Below are 13,458 nucleotides of genomic sequence, written 5' to 3'. Positions count from 1 at the left end.
TACGTGACCACGTTATGCGGCACCTGACTTTTTAGCTGTATGTGGTGGTGGGGTGGGCAGTTGAACGACGATACGGAGTCCGCCCGCAGGACGCAGGACGATAGTGAGGGACCCGTCGTGCGCGTGGGTGATGCTCTTGACGATTGCCAGGCCGAGTCCGACGCCTGCGTGGTCGTTGCGTATTCTTCCCGTGCCGCGCTGAAACGGTTCTGTAAGTGCAGGGACCACCTCTGGGGACAGCTTCTCGCCGGTGTTCTCGACGGTGAGCGCCTCGGGGCCGATGCCGGTCTTGATCCACACGGTTCCCTGTACGGGCAGGTTGTGCACGATCGCGTTGTGCACCAGGTTCGTCGCCAGTTGCAGCAGGAGCGCCTGCGACCCCTCAACCGGGGTGATCTCACCTGAAGTCTCGATGGTGACACCGCGTTTCTTTGCGAGCGGGAGCAGTGTCTCGACGGCCTCTTCCACGACCAGGGACAGGTCGACGCGTTCCCGTGCGAAGGATCTCTGGTCGGCGCGGCTGAGCATGAGGAGCGCCTCGGTGAGGTCGATCGCCCGGGTGTTGACGGCGTGAAGGCGTTCGACGAGTTCGCCGATGTCACGGTCGGGATCGCGGCGGGCCACGTCGAGAAGCGCCCGTGAGATCGCCAGCGGGGTGCGGAGTTCGTGTGAGGCGTTGGCCGCGAATCGCTGTTGCTCGGCGACGTGTGCTTCGAGCCGCACGAGCATGGCGTCGAAGGCGTCAGCGAGTTCGCGGAACTCGTCCGCGCGGCCAGGCAACCGGATCCGGTGGGAGAGCGATCCGTTCACGGCCATGCGCGTGGCGTCGGTGATACGGGTCAGGGGGGCGAGCATGCGTCCGGCGAGAATCCATCCTCCCAGCAGGCCGAACACCAGCAGGAACGCCATCACCGCGGCCGCCGCAGGGGCGAAGGCGCCCAGGAGGAGGATGCGGTTGGGCGCCACGTAGAGAAGGGCGGGCCAGCCGTCGGGTACGTACCGCAGGAGGAACACCCACACGGCGGCGAGCAGCAACGCGCCCGCGAGCATGAGGAATCCGGCGTAGCTGAGGGTGAGCTTGAGCCGGACGCTCATCCCACGCGCCCTATCCACCCTCGCCTCCTGCGTCGATGCGGTAGCCGACGCCGGGCACGGTGGCGATGAGCCACGGTTCGCCGAGCCGTTTGCGCAGCGCCGAGACCGTGATGCGGACGGCGTTGGTGAAGGGGTCGGCGTTCTCGTCCCACGCCCGCTGCAGGAGTTCTTCCGCGCTGACGACACCGCCTTCGGCGGCGACGAGGACTTCGAGCACGGCGAACTGTTTGCGGGTGAGCGCGACGTAGCGGCCGTCGCGGTAGACCTCGCGGCGGAACGGGTCCAGGCGCAGGCCGACGATCTCGCGTACGGGCGGCCTGTTGTGCGCGCGCCTGCGGTCGAGTGCCCGGAGGCGGAGCACGAGTTCCTGGAGATCGAAGGGCTTGGTGAGGTAGTCGTCGGCCCCGAGCCCGAACCCGGAGGCCTTGTCGTCGAGCCGGTCGGCGGCGGTGAGCATGAGGATGGGCATGCCGCTGCCGGAGGCGATGACGCGTTTGGCGATCTCGTCGCCCGAGGGGCCGGGGATGTCGCGGTCGAGGACGGCGATGTCGTAGGCGTTGACGCTCAGCAACTCCAGAGCGGTGTCGCCGTCACCTGCGATGTCTGCCGCGATCGCTTCCAGGCGTAGGCCATCGCGGATGGCTTCTGCCATAAAGCGTTCGTCCTCAACGATCAACACACGCATGCTCCGAGGCTACGAGCCGGCGCATATCGTCGGCATATCGAAAACCACATACGTGCTGGCAACACCACGCTGCCTTGACTGCAGGCATGACCTACAGCGAGCCAGCACGAACAGCAGCCCGCCCTACACGATCGACGATCCTCATGGCTCTCCAGCCTGGTCCCCCGGAAGCCTCTACGCCATGACGACCACCACCCGGCAAGCCACTCAGGAAACCCTGGCCGCCAGCGCGCGGGACCTGACCAAGACCTACGGCCGGGGCGAAGCCCAGGTGCATGCCCTGCGCGGCGTCGACCTCGACCTCCCACGAGGCAGGTTCACCGCGATCATGGGGCCGAGCGGATCGGGCAAGTCCACGCTGATGCACTGCCTGGCCGGACTCGACCAGGCCGGCGGCGGCACCGTCACCGTGGCCGGTATCAACCTCGGATCACTCGACGACGACGCGCTCACGATCTTCCGCCGCGAACACGTCGGCTTCGTGTTCCAGTCGTTCAACCTGCTGCCGATGCTCACTGCGGGAGAGAACATCATGCTCCCGCTTGAGCTGGGCGGTCGCCGGGTCGACGACGCGGCACGGGAGCGCGTGCACACGCTCGCCGATGTCCTCGGCGTGGCCGACAGGCTCGGCCACCGGCCCGCGGAGCTGTCCGGCGGCCAGCAGCAGCGGGTCGCGATCGCCCGAGCCCTGGTCACCCAGCCGGACCTGCTGTTCGCCGACGAGCCCACCGGAAACCTGGACAGCACCACGTCGGCGGAGGTGCTGGACCACCTGCGCCGGTCGGCGCGCGAGCTCGGCCAGACCGTCGTTATGGTCACCCACGAGCGGGACGCGGCGGCGTACGCCGACGACGTGGTCACCATGCAGGACGGGCGGATCGCCTGATGCGTACCGTCTTCCTCGCGTCACTGCGCACCCACATCCGCAGGTACGTCGCAGCGGCGATCGCGGTCGCCGTCGCAGTCGCCTTCGTCGTCGTGGTCGGCGTGCTCACGTCCGGGGCATATAGCGGACTCATGGACGGCCTGGGGGCGCCGTACCGCAATGCCGACCACGTGGTCTCGGCGGCGGGGTGGCCATCGTTCGAGCTGGACCCGAAGGCCGCGATCGCATTCACCGAGCGACACGGTGAGAACGCGGCCGCGACCGGCCGGGCAACGCTGTCGGCGCGCGTGAACGGCCGGCGGCTCTCCGAAACGACCGTGGGGCCGATCGCCATCTTGGAGGAGTGGCGCTGGCAGGAGCTCAGCTCGGGGCGCTTCCCAGCGAGCACGGGCGAGGCGGTGGTGGACGTGTATTTCGCCCTGGCCGAGAATATCGCGGTCGGCAACCGGGTTCGGATCGGCGAGGGCGCCGCCGCGCGCGACGTACGAGTGGTCGGTCTCGTGGAGTCGCCCTCGCCCCCGGCCCAGGCCTCGATGTACGTCACCTGGCCGCAGTTGCTGCAGTGGCGCGACCACCTTCATCTGAACGCGGTGGCGGTGCGCGGGGAGGTAGGTCAGCTCCCGGAAGGCGCGAAGGCGCAGTCCCCGGAGGGGTTCGCCGCGGAGCGGCTGACCTATGTCCAGAACAGGGTGAACAGCTTGTCGGTGATGCTGCTGTTGTTCGCCGGCATCGCGCTCTTCGTCTCGGTCCTGGTCATCGCGAACACGTTCTCCATCCTGTTCGCGCAACGACTCCGCGACTTCGCACTGCTGCGCTGCGTCGGCGCGACCCGGCGGCAGGTGGTGCGTTCGGTACGCCGCGAGGCGGCCGTCGTCGGGGTGCTCGCGTCGCTGGCCGGGACACTGGTCGGTATCGGTCTCGGCTACGGGCTGATCGCCCTGATCAGCGCCCTCGCGCCGACCGTCCCGATGGGTGCCGCCGAGCTGCCCACGCTCTGGCTGCTGGGCGGGTTCGCCGTCGGACTGGCGGTCACCATGGTCGCGTCCTGGTTGCCGACCCGGCGTGTGGTCCGAGTGAGCCCGCTGGCGGCGCTGCGCCCGGATGCCGCGGTCGACATACCCATGGCCACCGGCCTGGTGCGGCTGGCGCTCGCTGCGCTCCTCCTGGTCATCGGGCCGGCCCTGCTCGGGGTGGCGATGGTCCAGGGCAGTACGGCGTTCATGCTGGCCGGCGGAGGATCGGTGTTCGGCGGCGTACTCCTCTTCGGGCCGGTGCTCGTTCCCCGCCTGGTTGGGATCACCGGCGCGCTGCTCGGCCCCGCCGGGCGGCTGGCGACCAAGAACGCTGTGCGCAATCCGCGGCGGACCGCCACCACCACTGCCTCCCTGCTGGTCGGCGTCACCCTGACGACCGCCGTACTCACCGGGATGACCACATGGCGTTCGTCGTTGGATGAGCAGATCGGTAGGGACCACCCCATCGATGTCGCGCTCACCTCGCCCAAGGAGCCGGTCACCACTGACCTCCTCAACCGGGTACGTCACATTCCCGGTGTGGAGCAGGCCGTTCCAGTGGACGGCGCCGTGGCCCGAGTGGCCGGGCTCGACGAACCGATCCCGGTTGTCACCGCACCGGCCGCGGCGCAAGTGGCCCGCGACGGCGGGGCGTTCGCCCGGGTGGAGCCGGGGAAGATCAGACTCGATTCCGAGGCCTTTGGCAAGAGCCTGAGTCTCCGGCCCGGCGACCGGGTCACGGTGCGCGTCGGCGACCGGCGAGCCCAGTTGCAGGTCGCCGTCGGCACCGGCTGGGGCCGGGCGGGCGTGGTCGCGCCCGAGACGCTGGCGACGCTCACCGACGCCCCCGAGCCACATGCCATCTGGATCCGCGCCTCCTCCGGCGCCGACCCGGCTCGACTCGGCAGTGACCTGGACGAGCTGGCGGATCCGGTTGGCGCGACGATCGAGAACGGGTTGCGGACCTGGGAGTCGCTGGACCAACAGCTGGGAATCTACACCTGGTCAGCGCTCGGCCTGCTCGGCATCGCCGTCGTGATCGCCCTGATCGGGATCGCGAACACCCTGGGGCTCTCCGTACTCGAACGCGTCCGAGAACACGCGATGCTGCGCGCGCTCGGGCTCACCCGCAGGCAGCTGCGGCGGATGCTGGCGACCGAGGCAGTGCTGCTGTCGGTGGTGGCCACCCTGCTCGGCACCGTGATCGGCGTCGGGTTCGCCTGGGTCGGTTACGAGACGATTGTGAAGCGGGCTCTCAGGGACGCCACCATGCACGTCCCCTGGCCATCACTCGGCGTCGTCGTCCTCATCTCCGCCCTGGCCGGACTCCTCACCGCTGTTCTCCCGGCACGCCGGGCCGCCCGGGTGACTCCGGCCGCAGGGCTGTCCCTCGACTGAAACCCCTCGTCAATCGCTTGGCCGGCGGCTGAGGAAGTCCACCGTGCGCGGCACTGGGTACGCGACGTGTCCATGCTCGGGTGCACAGACGAGTCCCTTCTTGATCAGTAGGGACCCGCTGAAGACGAACGCGTTGCGGTGCACAGCACTGTGGCACGACAGCACAGCCCCGGCAGCCGTTCCCCCGCCCCGGCGGGCGAACCGGCTCATAGTTTCTCCATCGCCTTGCGGATGCGCTTGTCGGAGATCGAGTACGGGGTGCCGAGGGTCTGGGCGAAGTAGCTGACCCTGAGCTCCTCGATCATCCAGCGGATCTGCCGGACGTCGTCGTCGGAGCGGCGGGCCGGGGGGAGCTTCTCGACCAGCTCGTGATAGTCGTCCTCGATGTCGTGCACCTTGCCCATCCGCTCCCCGTCGCGGAACGCGTCCTCGTGCACCTTCTCCAGCCGCCGCTCGGCTCCCTTGAGATAGCGGAGCAGGTCGGGCAGGCGCTTGTAGCCGGTCTCGGTGACAAAGCCCGGGTAGACCAGGTTGGCCACCTGGTCGCGGATGTCCTCGATCGCGGGCGTCGAGCGGGACTCGGGCAGCAGCGTCGAGACGGTGTGCCAGACCTTGAGGATGCTCTCGACGCGAGCGACCACCTCGGCCGTGGTGTCGAAGAGTTCGGCGCGGACCGCCTCGTGCAGGGCGGTGAAGGCGGACTCCTCCCAGACCGGCCCGCCGTACTCGTTCATCAGGTGGTCGGCGGCGCAGGCGATGCAGTCGTCGAACAGGGCGACGGCACCGGCGTGCGGGCTCCGGCTCAGGGCGAGCTTGGACTGGTTGCCGAGGCGGCCGAGCACCCATTTGGCCGGGGACGGGGTGTTGAGCAGCAGCAGCCTGCGGGTGCCCTCCCACATGGCCCGGCGCTGCTCGGCCTCAGTCTCGAACATCCGTACCGCCACGGTGGCGCCCTCGTCGGCGAGTGCCGGATAGGCCTTCATCCTGCGCTGCTCGAACGTCTTGGGCAGCGCGCCCACGGTCCACCCCGTCAGGCCGGATTTCTCCAGGCCGTCGGCGGCCTTGGAGAGGGTCTGGCGGAGTTTGGGGGCGAGGCGCCGCTTGAGATCGGCCAGGTCCTTGCTCTCGGCCAGCTTCTGCCTGCGACCGTCGGTCACCCGAAAGGTGATCTTGAGGTGGTCGGGGACCAGGCCGGGCTGCCAGTCCTCGCGGGTCACCTGAAAACCGGTCAGGTTGAGCAGCTCGCGCTCCAGCACCGCGAGCAGTGGCTCCTGGGTGGGCTCGGCCCGCTGGAGGATCTTCTTGGCGTAGTTGGGGGCGGGGACGAAGTTGCGCCGGATGTTCTTGGGCAGGCTGCGGATGAGCGCGGTGAGCAACTCCTCGCGCAGCCCGGGGATCTGCCAGTCGAACCCCTCGACGTTGACCTGGTTGAGCAGCGCGAGCGGGATGTGCGCGGTGACGCCGTCGGCGTCGGTGCCGGGCTCGAACTGGTACGTCAGCGGGAAGCGCAGGCCGCCCTGGCGCCACACGTCGGGGTAGTCGCGCCGGCTGACGTCGCCGGCCGACTCGCTGATCAGCATCGACTTCTCGAAGCTGAGCAGGTCGGGCTGGTCGGCGCGGACCTTCTTCCACCAGGAGTCGAAGTGCCGCCCGGAGACGACGTCGGCGGGAACGCGCTGGTCGTAGAAGTCGAACAGGGTCTCGTCGTCGACGAGGATGTCGCGGCGCCTGGCCCGCTCCTCCAGTTCCTCGACCTCTTCGAGGAGCTTGCGGTTCTCGGCGAAGAAGGCGTGGTGGGTCTCCCAGTCGCCCTCGACCAGGGCGTGCCGGATGAACAGCTCCCGGCTCAGCTCGGGGTCGATGCGGCCGTAGTTGACCTTGCGCTGGGCCACGATCGGCACCCCGTACAGGGTGACCTTCTCATACGCCATCACCGAGCCCTGTTTCTTCTCCCAGTGCGGCTCGGAGTAGGTGCGTTTGATCAGGTGCGCGGCGAGCGGCTCGACCCACTCGGGTTCGATCCTGGCGTTGACCCGGGCCCAGAGCCGGGAGGTCTCCACCAGCTCGGCGGACATCACCCAGAGCGGCTGCTTCTTGGCGAGCGCGGAACCAGGGAAGATCGCGAACCGGGCGTTGCGCGCGCCCACGTACTCGGTCATCGGCCGGCGCGGCTCGTTCGTGCCGCGGCGGGCGCCGGGCTCCGCGGTCTTCTTGTCGATGTCCTTGACGCCGACGTGGGAGAGCAGGCCGGAGAGCAGGGAGATGTGGATCTTCTGCTCGTCGCCGGGGGTGCTGTTGAGGGCGACGCCGAGGGTCTTCGACATCTGACGTAGCTGGCCGTAGACGTCCTGCCACTCGCGGACCCGCAGGTAGTTGAGGAACTCCGCCTTGCACAGCCGCCGGAACGCGCTGGAGGAGAGCTCCTTCTGCTGCTCCTGCAGGTAGTTCCACAGGTTCAGGTACGAGACGAAGTCGGACTCCTTGTCGGCGAACCGGCGGTGCTTGTCGTCGGCGGCCTGCTGCTTGTCGGCCGGGCGCTCGCGCGGGTCCTGGATCGACAGGGCGGAGGCGATGACCATGACCTCGCGGACGCAGCCGTTGTGGTCGGCTTCCAGCACCATGCGGGCCAGTCGCGGGTCGACGGGGAGCCCGGCCAGCTTGCGGCCGAGCGGGGTCATCTGCCGCCCCTGGTCGAAGGCGCCCAGCTCCTGGAGCAGGTCGTAGCCGTCCCTGACCTGGCGCTGGTCGGGCGGCTCGACGAACGGGAAGGCCCCGATGTCGCCCAGGCCGATCGAGGTCATCTGCAGGATGACCGAGGCGAGGTTGGTACGGAGGATCTCCGGGTCGGTGAACTCCGGCCGGGTGACGAAGTCGTCCTCCTCGTACAGCCGGATGCAGATGCCGTCGGAGACCCGGCCGCAGCGGCCCTTGCGCTGGTTGGCCGAGGCCTGGGAGATCGCCTCGATGGGGAGGCGCTGGACCTTGGTGCGGTGGCTGTAGCGGGAGATGCGGGCGAATCCGGGGTCGACCACGTACTTGATGCCGGGCACGGTCAGCGAGGTCTCGGCCACGTTGGTGGCCAGCACGACCCTGCGCCTGGTGTGCCGCTGGAAGACCTTGTGCTGCTCGGCGGCGGACAGCCTGGCGTACAGCGGCAGGATCTCGGCGTCCTTGCGCTTGGCGAGCGCCTCGGCGGTGTCGCGGATCTCCCGCTCGCCGCTGAGGAAGACCAGGATGTCGCCGGGTCCCTCGGCGCACAGCTCGTCGACGGCGTTGCCGATCGCCTGGATCTGGTCGTCGTCCTCGGCGATCGGCCGGTAACGCACCTCAACGGGATAGGTCCGGCCGGAGACCTCCACGATCGGCGCGTCGCCGAAGTGCTTGGAGAAGCGCTCGGGGTCGATGGTCGCCGAGGTGATGATCACCTTCAGGTCGGGGCGGCGCGGCAGGAGTTGCTTGAGGTAGCCCAGGATGAAGTCGATGTTGAGGCTGCGCTCGTGCGCCTCGTCGACGATCAGCGTGTCGTACTGGTCGAGGTCGCGGTCGTTCTGCAGCTCGGCCAGCAGGATGCCGTCCGTCATGACCTTGACGAGCGTGCCGTCGCTCACCTGGTCGGTGAAGCGCACCTTGTAGCCCACGGCGTCGCCGAGCGGGGTGTCGAGCTCTTCGGCGACGCGCTCGGCCACGGTACGGGCGGCGATGCGGCGGGGCTGGGTGTGCCCGATCAGCCCCCTGACGCCCCGGCCGAGCTCCAGGCAGATCTTCGGTAGCTGAGTGGTCTTGCCCGAGCCGGTCTCACCGGCGACGATCACGACCTGGTTGTCGCGGATCGCCTCCAGGATGTCGTCCTTGCGCTGGCTGACCGGCAACGCCTCCGGATAGGTGACCGTGGGGACGCCGGCGCGGCGCCGGGCGACCCGGCGCTCGGCCCGCTCGACGTCGGCGGTGATCTCGACGGTGATCTTCTGCTGCGCGGCCCGGTTTCTGACCTTGCGAGCCCCGTCGAGCCTGCGTCGTAGCCGCCGCTGGTCACGGAGCGTGAGCTCGGGCAGGCGCGCGTGCAGTTCGGAGAGCGGAGATGTCAAAGGAGGCGTTCCCATACTGAAACCCAGGATACTTTCGGCCCGCGCCTGACGGCTCACGCGTGCCCTTCGAAGGCCTCCACGTGAAGCCCCAACCGTTCATGCTGCCCGACCCGCCGCCTCCTCGCATCCCAATATCCGCCCCGCCGAAAAGAGAACGGCTCCGCCGCCCCCGGCGGGGGCGGCGGAGCTTCGCAGGTCGGGTCCCGCGGGGGCGGGACCCGGGATCAGCGGACTACGGGAGCGCCGGGTAGGCGTTCTGCAGCAGCTGGCGGAACTGGGCGGAGAACCATTGGCCGGAGACCGGCGCGTCGGCCAGGGCGCCGCTCATGTTGTTGCCGTTGCGCTCGTTGCCGCCGTAGGTCGGGTCGCACATCCGGTCGAAGCCCTTGCCCTCGTTGTTCGGGATCTCCTTGCTGGAGCCGTCGGACTCACCCGGGGGCTTGATCCAGACGTAGGCGTCCAGACCGGCGGCGGGGCTGGCCTGCGGGCGCTCGCCCAGACCGGCACCGCTCTGGTTGCACCAGTTGCCGGCGTGGATCCGGCGGTCCACCTTCGACTCGTTGACGAAGGTGTTCAGCACGGTGGAGGTGCTGGCGGCGGCCGGGCGGGCCGAGCCTCCCCAGCCGTTGCGGGAGGTGTCGATCAGCATGCCGATGTTCGACTTGAAGCCCTTCTGGATCAGCGTGTTCCGGAAGGCCTGGGCGAAGGACAGCTCGTCGACGTAGAAGTTCCAGTCGACCCAGGTGGACTGGCGGACGGTCTGGCCGTTGACCGTGGTGCCGATGTTGAAGTGGGGCTCCTTCAGCGCCGAGTAGTTGGCGGTGTTGGTGATGAAGCCGTCCACGCTGTCGAAGCCCTTGACGGTGCCGGCGACGGTGGTCGCGAACAGGTCGGCGGACGGGCCGAAGTTGGTGTCCCAGCCGAGCCAGCCATGGTGACCGGCGTCGATGTAGGTGTAGACGTTGTTGATCGCGTGCAGCTTGTCCAGGGCGTAACGGACGCCGTTGACGTAGGCGCCACTGTCCTTGGCCTCCTGGCACTTGGCCAGGTTGAGGTTGGTGACCAGGTTGGGCAGCGAGTCGATCTCGATGATCGACACGATCCGCAGGGCCGCGTACTTGGGCTCGGCCATGATCGCGGCGATCGGGTCGATGTACTCGGTCTTGTAGCGGTTCAGGCCGTTCTGGGAGATGAGCAGCTCACCGTTGGAGGCCAGCGCCGAGCAGTCGCGGTTGGGCAGGTTGTAGATGACGAACTGGATCGTCAGCGGCTTGCTGCCGTTGGCCGCGTCCTGGCGGAGCGCCTCGTCCAGGTGGGCACGGAGGCCCATGGCCGAGGAGGAGCCGGCGATGGCGGCGATGCGGTCCAGCCACACACCGGTGGAGATCTTGGCGACCGCGTTGCCGCCCGGCTCGGCGGCGGCCTTGGCCGACCAGTCCGGGTTCACGTAACCGGTGGCGTCGGTGTACGGGTTGTCGACGTGGCCGACCGGCGGGTTGCCGTCGTCGTCGGCCTCGGTGGCGGTGACCGTGGCGCTGGTGTAGCCACTGGCGGCGGCCGTGATGGTGGCGGTGCCGTTGGTCTGGTCGGCGTCCTGGGCCGCCGAGACCGTCACGTTCTGCGCCGCGTTCCAGTTGGCGGTGGTGAAGGTCAGCGTGGAGGGCGCGATGGTGATGTCACTGTCACCGGTCTTGCTCAGGTTGACCGTGACGTTGCCGGTCGGCGCCTGGCTGAGCCGGAAGCCGACGGTCGCGGAGCCCCCCTCGGGGACGCTGACGGAGGTCGGGGAGGCGACGATCGACGGGGTCGAGGTGCCGGCCACGGTGAAGGGGACCGCGGCGGTCTCGGTGGAGAGCGCCGGGGTGGCGTTGTCGTACGCCTTGGCCTTGGCGGTGTGGGAGCCGGCCGCCAGACCCGTGGCGGAGTAGGAGTAGGGGGCGGTGGTGTCGGTGTTGACCAGCGTGCCGTCGACGTAGAACTCGACCTTGCTGACCGCGCCGTCGTCGCTCGCGGTCGCCGTGAGCGGCACGGCGGCGCCGGCCTGGTAGGAGGCGCCCGAGGCGGGGCTGGTCAGGCTGACCGTGGGCGGCTGGTTGCCGGGGGTGGTCCCGCCGCAGGCCACGCCGTTGATCGTGAAGGAGGTCGGCTTGGGGTTGGTACCGGACCAGTTGCCGTTGAAGCCGATGCTGGTCGAGGCGCCGGTGGCCAGGTTGCCGTTCCAGTCCAGGTTCTTGGCGGTGACGGCCTGGCCGCTCTGCGCCCAGGTGGCGCTCCAGCCCTGGGTGAGCTGCTGGGTGGTCGTCGGGAAGCTGAACCCGAGGGTCCAGCCGGTCAGCGGGTCACCCAGGTTCTTGACGGTCACGCTTGCGGTGAAGCCGCCCTGCCAGTCGTTGGTCGTGTAGGCGACGTCGCAGGCGACTGCGGCGTGCGCGGTGGCGGCTTGCCCGGTGGCAAGGCCGGCGGCGGCCACCAGCAGTGCCGCCGTGGTCGCCGCCCGATTACGCCAGGCGTGGCGACGCGAATTGACTCTCATGCGTGATCATCTCCAGGACGATGGTGGGAGCGCTCCCATAGTCCGGATGTTTCACCCGTGTGTACAGCTTGTTGCACGTCGGAGCCCCTGAATTAGGACCGTCCTGGCCCCTGACCTCACCGAACGGGTTTCGAACCCGATGAAAGTTTCAGAGCCCTGTCCGCGACCGGTCCAAAATGGTGCGTACCGGCCACCTGTGGACGAACTCCGAGGCGCCGCGGATCTCGCCTCCAGATCGCCTCCGGAAAGCGCGTTCCCGAGTACCGGCACCGCAACACGGACCTGGAAGCCGTTCGCGGAGGACACGCCGCATGCGGGGAAGGTCAAGGCCAGGCTGAAGGGGGTGGTGAGCTGAGGGCCGTTCACCCCCACCACGGTGGATTCCGGTGCCGTCCCGGCGAGCGGCGCTGAAATAACCGCAGCACCGGAGCCGTTGCACAGAACTCGAAGGGGTGCACGCTCCTCCCTCCCCGCGATGAAAGGCTTGCTCTCCATGGCTCTTCCGCTCTCCATCCTTGATCTGGCGCACATCGGCGAGGGAGAGACGGCCGCCGACAGCCTGCGGGCCAGCGTGACCCTGGCCCAGCGCGCGGAGGAGTGGGGCTACCGGCGGATCTGGTACGCGGAGCACCACAACATGCCCACCATCGCCTCCTCGGCGACCAGCGTCCTCATCGCCCACGTGGCCGCGCACACCCGGACGATCCGCCTCGGAGCCGGCGGCGTCATGCTCCCCAACCACTCCCCGCTGACCATCGCCGAGCAGTACGGAACCCTCGAAACGCTGCATCCGGGGCGCATCGACCTGGGTCTCGGCCGGGCTCCGGGCAGTGACCAGCAGACCGCACGAGCCCTGCGCCGCGGCCCGATGGCCGCGGACGACTTCCCGCAGGACGTCTTGGAACTGCAGGGATACCTGACCGGCGAGTCCCGGATCCCGGGCGTCGACGCGACGCCGGGCAAGGGCACCGACGTGCCGCTGTACATCCTCGGCTCCTCCCTGTTCGGAGCCAGGCTCGCCGCCGCACTCGGGCTGCCGTACGCCTTCGCCTCCCACTTCGCGCCGAACGCGCTCCAGGACGCCGTCTCGCTCTACCGGCGCGAGTTCAAGCCGTCCCGGCAGCTGGATCGCCCGTACGTCATCGCCGGCGTCAACGTCCTCGCGGCCGACACCACGGCCGAGGCGCAGGAGCAGTTCCTGGCCATGAAGCGCAGCCGGGTCAGCCTGCTGCTCGGCCGGGGCCGGAAGTTCACGCCGGAGGAGGCGGACGGCATCCTCGCCTCCCCCGCGGGGCAGCAGATCCTCCAGATGGCCACCTACTCCGCCATCGGGACCCCGGCCGAGGTGACAGACTACCTCGACCGCTTCGCCGAGAACTTCCAGGCCGACGAGCTGATCACCGTCTCGGCCTCCCCGGACCGGAAGGCCTGGCTGCGCTCCTTCGAACTCCTCGCGGAAGCCCACGGCCTCCTCGCCACCTGACGTTCGACGGCGGCGTGAGCCACCGAAACCCGGCGTGCCACTTTCCCGGCACCGGGCGCTCCGCAGGTCCCGTGTACGACCGCGGTGTCCTCAAGTACTCGACCAGCACCGCGACAAGCGCTGAGCGGCCGGCCTCGAACCGGGCCGCACCGGTCTGACCGGCGCTTCACCGGTTGAGTATGAATCCTCGCCGGGACGGGTCCACCGGCCCGCCCCATCACCTCAGCCTTTCCATCCATCCCTCAGCTGACGGCGAGCCGGTCCAGGAGATCGCCGGGTG

At 69.0% G+C, this 13,458-nt stretch carries 7 protein-coding genes; 3 read left to right on the top strand and 4 right to left on the bottom strand.

Annotated elements, in window-relative coordinates; all coding sequences use genetic code 11:
• Window positions 1-12 precede the first annotated feature (12 nt).
• Window positions 13-1,113 carry a sensor histidine kinase gene (locus ABT130_RS02205; RefSeq protein WP_350952092.1) on the bottom strand — a complete coding sequence of 367 codons (1,101 nt, stop codon included), beginning with the start codon at window positions 1,111-1,113 and terminating at the stop codon, window positions 13-15.
• A complete protein-coding gene (locus ABT130_RS02200) occupies window positions 1,106-1,780 on the bottom strand; it encodes a response regulator transcription factor (protein WP_350952090.1) in 675 nt (224 codons plus the stop codon). The genes ABT130_RS02205 and ABT130_RS02200 overlap by 8 nt, the downstream gene beginning before the upstream one ends.
• A gap of 181 nt (window positions 1,781-1,961) precedes the next feature.
• On the opposite strand from ABT130_RS02200, the gene ABT130_RS02195 reads away from it, so the two are divergent.
• Together ABT130_RS02195 and ABT130_RS02190 are read left to right on the top strand one after the other, a co-directional pair.
• Complete coding sequence (locus ABT130_RS02195; protein WP_350952088.1) at window positions 1,962-2,666, top strand: ABC transporter ATP-binding protein; 705 nt, start codon at window positions 1,962-1,964, stop codon at window positions 2,664-2,666.
• Window positions 2,666-5,077 carry an ABC transporter permease gene (locus tag ABT130_RS02190; protein WP_350952086.1) on the top strand — a complete coding sequence of 804 codons (2,412 nt, stop codon included), beginning with the start codon at window positions 2,666-2,668 and terminating at the stop codon, window positions 5,075-5,077. Before ABT130_RS02195 ends, ABT130_RS02190 begins: the two co-directional genes overlap by 1 nt.
• A gap of 206 nt (window positions 5,078-5,283) precedes the next feature.
• On the opposite strand, the gene hrpA is transcribed toward ABT130_RS02190, so the two are convergent.
• Both hrpA and ABT130_RS02180 read right to left on the bottom strand, forming a co-directional pair.
• A complete protein-coding gene (hrpA, locus tag ABT130_RS02185) occupies window positions 5,284-9,177 on the bottom strand; it encodes an ATP-dependent RNA helicase HrpA (RefSeq protein WP_350952084.1) in 3,894 nt (1,297 codons plus the stop codon).
• Window positions 9,178-9,394: 217 nt separating this feature from the next.
• Window positions 9,395-11,695 (bottom strand): glycoside hydrolase family 6 protein, encoded by a 2,301-nt coding sequence (locus tag ABT130_RS02180; RefSeq protein ID WP_350952082.1) that lies wholly within the window; start codon window positions 11,693-11,695, stop codon window positions 9,395-9,397.
• 493 nt (window positions 11,696-12,188) lie between these two features.
• On the opposite strand from ABT130_RS02180, the gene ABT130_RS02175 reads away from it, so the two are divergent.
• Window positions 12,189-13,178, top strand: a complete 990-nt coding sequence (locus ABT130_RS02175) for an LLM class flavin-dependent oxidoreductase (protein WP_350952080.1) — start codon at window positions 12,189-12,191, stop codon at window positions 13,176-13,178.
• Window positions 13,179-13,458: the final 280 nt, after the last annotated feature.

The organism is Streptosporangium sp. NPDC001681 (assembly GCF_040298085.1).
Classification (GTDB): Bacteria; Actinomycetota; Actinomycetes; order Streptosporangiales; family Streptosporangiaceae; genus Streptosporangium.
Note: the sequence above shows the minus strand (reverse complement) of the source record. Positions and strands in the feature narration are given on the sequence as shown.

Excerpts from the sequence above, each read along its gene's own strand:
- ABT130_RS02195 (WP_350952088.1), top strand. The coding sequence starts at position 1,962 with ATGACGACCACCACCCGGCAAGCCACTCAGGAAACCCTGGCCGCCAGC.
- ABT130_RS02180 (WP_350952082.1), bottom strand. The coding sequence starts at position 11,695 with ATGAGAGTCAATTCGCGTCGCCACGCCTGGCGTAATCGGGCGGCGACC.
- hrpA (WP_350952084.1), bottom strand. The coding sequence starts at position 9,177 with ATGGGAACGCCTCCTTTGACATCTCCGCTCTCCGAACTGCACGCGCGC.
- ABT130_RS02175 (WP_350952080.1), top strand. The coding sequence starts at position 12,189 with ATGGCTCTTCCGCTCTCCATCCTTGATCTGGCGCACATCGGCGAGGGA.
- ABT130_RS02190 (WP_350952086.1), top strand. The coding sequence starts at position 2,666 with ATGCGTACCGTCTTCCTCGCGTCACTGCGCACCCACATCCGCAGGTAC.
- ABT130_RS02200 (WP_350952090.1), bottom strand. The coding sequence starts at position 1,780 with ATGCGTGTGTTGATCGTTGAGGACGAACGCTTTATGGCAGAAGCCATC.